At 66.7% G+C, this 4,451-nt stretch carries 2 protein-coding genes; one reads left to right on the top strand and one right to left on the bottom strand.

Going from position 1 to position 4,451, the window contains the following annotated elements; all coding sequences use genetic code 11:
- A partial coding sequence (locus RMN95_RS07195; RefSeq protein WP_397545261.1) for a hypothetical protein occupies positions 1-483 on the bottom strand: 483 nt, incomplete at its 3' end.
- A 234-nt stretch (positions 484-717) separates the two neighbouring features.
- On the opposite strand from RMN95_RS07195, the gene hrpA reads away from it, so the two are divergent.
- Positions 718-4,451, top strand: a 3,734-nt coding sequence (gene hrpA / locus RMN95_RS07190) for an ATP-dependent RNA helicase HrpA (RefSeq protein WP_309616256.1), incomplete at its 3' end; no start/stop codon positions are given.

Below are 4,451 nucleotides of genomic sequence, written 5' to 3'. Positions count from 1 at the left end.
CCAGATTGCCCCGGCGACCAGGTACATCAGGGCGACCAGGATGCCCATCGCCGTGGGAAAGAAGATGGGTTCCAGGTTTGGATCCATGCCGTTGAACGACAGAGCAATGGCGAAGATGTACATCGCGAGAAAGCCCGCGCTCCCGGTAATGCCATAGACCGCCCCTGTGAATGCCGCCTCGCGGGTGGAGCGGATGCCACGCCCCGCTCGGGTGCCGGTGATCGCGGAGACGACGATGGCACCGACCAACAGCACAATGAACGAGATCACGCTGACAGGCAGCGGCATGGCGAACGCCGGCCGTGCGCCGTCGATGAGCCAGAGCATCCCGTAACCACCGAACCAGGCGATGCCCCATGCCAGCATGATCCAGGGGATGCCCCGCGCCAAACGCCTCGGAATCTCGTCCTGTTCGCGCTGCAGAAGCGCTAGCATCGCGGCCGGGTCAAGCGCCGGGTCATCGTCGAGCTTCTCGTCATCCATGCCTACTTTGTATCACAAACTACTTTGCAACGTCAAGGATGGTGTGCCGCCGGCGCGACGGCGCGGCGATGTAGTCACGAGTCGTGGGGTTGAAGTTACGAGTCGTGGGGTTACAGTCGACGAGTCCTGGGGTGGGGGCTCGCGTTCGAGCAACGTATGGCACAGTGCCATACGTTGCCGAGACGCCCACCCTGACCCCCTGCCCACCAGCCGCCGGGTTAGAGTGTGAGGCTGATGTCTTCCGAGAGCCCACCACCGGTTGCCGGGCCCCCGCACGTCACCTTCCCGCCCGAACTGCCCGTCAGCCAGCGACGCGACGACATCGAAGAGGCGATCCGCGGCAGCCAGGTCGTGATCGTCGCCGGCGCGACCGGCTCTGGCAAGACGACGCAGATCCCGAAGATGCTGATGGAGCTCGGCTACCAGAGCATCGGCCACACCCAGCCCCGCAGGATCGCCGCCCGCACCATCGCCGAGCGCATTGCCGAAGAACTCGGGCAGGAGGTCGGCCAGCTCGTCGGCTACCAGGTGCGCTTCACCGATCGGGTGGGCAAAGATACGAAGATCAAGCTGATGACCGACGGCATCCTGCTCAATGAGATCCACCGCGACCGCGACCTCAAGAAATACGACGCCATCATCATCGATGAGGCGCACGAGCGCAGCCTCACCGTCGACTTCCTGTTGGGCTACCTCAAGCAGTTACTGCCCCGCCGCCCTGACCTCAAGGTGGTGATCACCAGCGCGACGATCGACCCCGAAAGCTTCTCGCGGCACTTCGCCGATGAGAGCGGGGTGGGTGCGCCGATCATCGAGGTCTCGGGCCGAACCTATCCGGTCGAGATCCGCTACCGCCCACTGGCTCCCGAGGAGGAGGACGACGAGGGCCGCGACCTCTTTACGGCGATCAACGACGCCATCGACGAGCTGGAGCGAGAAAGCGCCGGTGACGTGCTCGTGTTCCTCTCCGGCGAGAGCGAGATTCGGGATGCCGAAGACGCCATCCGAGGCCGCGGCGGGGTCCCCGGCACCGAAGTGCTCCCGCTCTACGGGCGCCTCAGCGCCGCCGACCAGCACCGCGTCTTCGAGAGCGCGCGAGCCCCGGGAACGCGCCGCCGCATCGTGCTGGCGACCAACGTCGCGGAGACGAGCCTGACCGTGCCGGGCATCCGGTATGTCATCGACGCGGGTACCGCCCGCATCAGCCGGTACAGCGTGCGCTCGAAAATCCAGCGGCTGCCGATCGAAACCATCAGCCAGGCGAGCGCGAACCAGCGCAGCGGCCGCTCGGGTCGCACCAGCGACGGCATCGCCATCCGGCTCTACTCCGAAGAAGACTTCGGCAAGCGAGACGAGTTCACCGAACCCGAGATCCTCCGGACCAACCTGGCGGCGGTCATCCTGCAAATGATCTCGCTGGGGCTCGGCGACATCGCTGCCTTCCCATTCCTGCAGCCGCCGGAATCGCGGGGCATCAAAGACGGCCTCGACCTGCTGCACGAGCTGAACGCGATCACGAAAAACTCGACCATCACGCGCATCGGCAAGCAGCTCAGCCAGCTGCCCATCGACCCAAGGCTTGCGCGCATGGTCATCGAATCGAAACAGCACGCGACCACGCGCGAGGTCATGGCGATTGTCGCCGGCCTGAGCATCCAGGATCCGCGCGAACGCCCGCTGGAACGCCGCGCCCAAGCCGACCAGCAGCACGCGCGCTTCACCGACCCGTCGAGCGACTTCCTGACCATGCTGAACCTGTGGAACCACCTCGAGGAGCGCCAGAAGGAGCTCAGCGGCAACCAGTTTCGGCGTGAGGTGAGAAGCGAATACCTGAACTACCTGAGGGTGCGCGAATGGCAGGACGTCTACCGGCAGCTCTCGCGAACCGCGAAGCTGCTGGGGCTGCACATCGGCGACGCGCACAGCAACCCCGATGGCATCCACCGGTCGCTACTGGCCGGGCTGCTCAGCCAGATCGGCCTCAAGGATGCGGCGAAGAAAGATTACGTCGGCGCCCGTCAAACTCGCTTCGTGGTCTTCCCCGGCTCGGCGCTGGCGAAGAAGCAGCCCGCCGCCGTGATGAGCGCCGAACTCGTCGAAACCAGCAGACTCTTCGCCCGGATGAACGCCGCCATCGACCCCGCCTGGGCCGAGTCGATCGCGGGCGACCTCGTCAAACGCACGTACTCAGAGCCGCACTGGGAGCGCAAGCAGGGCGCCTCCGTCGCCTTCGAGCGCGCCACCCTCTACGGGGTGCCGATCATCGTCAAGCGCCGGGTGCAGTTCTCCCGCATCGATCCGCAGTATGCCCGCGAGCTGTTCATCAGGCACGCCCTGGTCGAGGGCGATGTCACCGACGAGACGCTTCGGGCGCGATTGCACGACTTCGACCGGGCGAATAAGCGGCTGCGTTCGGAGCTGGCACAGGTGGAGGAGCGCACCCGGCGGCGCGACATCCTGTTCGATGATGAAGCGATCTTCGACTTCTACCACCGACGGATTCCGCCCGAGGTGGCCTCGATCAGGGATTTCGAGGGCTGGTGGCGCACGGCCCGCGCCGAAACTCCTGACCTGCTCACCATGACCGCCGAGAATCTCGTTGATGACGAGACTCCCGACCTCGACCATGACGCCTTCCCGAGCACCTGGCAGCAGGGTGACCAGTCGCTCGACCTCAGCTATCGGTTCGAGCCGGGTTCCGAGGATGACGGCGTCACGGTCTCCGTCCCCCTTCCGCTACTGGCGGGGCTGAAGCCCGACGGCTTCGACTGGCAGGTGCCCGGGCTGCGGGAAGAGCTGGTCACCTCCCTGATTCGGTCACTGCCGAAGGGCATCCGGCGCCATGTCGTGCCCGCCGGCGACTGGGCGCGCACGCTGCTCGCCGAGGCGGACCAGCCCGAGACGGGCCAACTCAAGGGCGCGCTCACCGCCTTTCTCGCGAAAGAGATCACCGCCAAGACCTACACGCCCGTGACCCCCGCCGACTTCGACCTGGAGCGGGTTGCTGCACACCTGCGCGTGACCTTCGCGGTGATGGATGACCGTGGCCAGCGCCTCGCGAGCGGCAAGGTGTTGAGCGCACTGCAGGCGAGCCTCAAGCCCGCGGCACGAGCCAGTGTCGCCCGCGCCATCGACAGGCCGCGCGAGGAATCCCCGGCAGACCCTCTCGAGCGCGCCGGCGTCACCACGTGGGACTTCGACACGCTCGACCGCAGCCGCGACACCCGGCACGGCTCCAACACGATTCGCGCATACCCGGCCCTGGTCGATGAGCGCTCGAGCGTCTCGATCCGACTGATGAGCACACCCGAAGACCAGGCCACCGCCCACCGGCTGGGCGTGCGCCGGTTGCTGTTGCTGGCCATCCCCTCTCCGACCGGTTACGTGCAGGAGCACCTCACCACGAGCGAGAAACTGGTGCTCGCCCAAAGCCCGTATCGCACCACGGCCGCCCTCTTCGAGGACTGCATGATCGCCTGCATCGACGCCGTCATCGGCGATGGCCAACTGTTCACGCGAGCCGACTTCGAGACGGCTCGGGATCAGGTCTCGGCCACCATCGTCGACGCCCTGTTCCAGACCGTCGCGCTCGTCTCCCGCATCACCGCGAAGGCCCGCGAGGCCGATAAGGCCATCAAGTCCGCGACGAGCCTGGCCCTGATCGCGCCGCTCGGTGACGGTCGCAGCCAGCTCGACGCGCTCGTCTTCGACGGGTTCGTGAGCGCCACTGGGCTTCAGCGGCTGCGACGCATCCCGGCCTACCTGGACGGCCTGGTGCACAGGGTCGGCAAGCTGGTCGAGAATCCGTCCCGCGATCGGGCGTGGATGACCGAGGTGCAGCTCGCGCAGGGGCGGTATGTCGCCGCCGGCGGCACCCTGCCGGTCGACCCCGCGGCCCAGCCCCGCCACATCCGGGCCCGCTGGATGCTGGAGGAGCTGCGCCTCAGCCTCTTCGCCCAGCACATCGC

It is taken from the genome of Salinibacterium sp., assembly GCF_031364185.1.
Lineage (GTDB): Bacteria > Actinomycetota > Actinomycetes > Actinomycetales > Microbacteriaceae > Rhodoglobus.
Note: the sequence above shows the minus strand (reverse complement) of the source record. Positions and strands in the feature narration are given on the sequence as shown.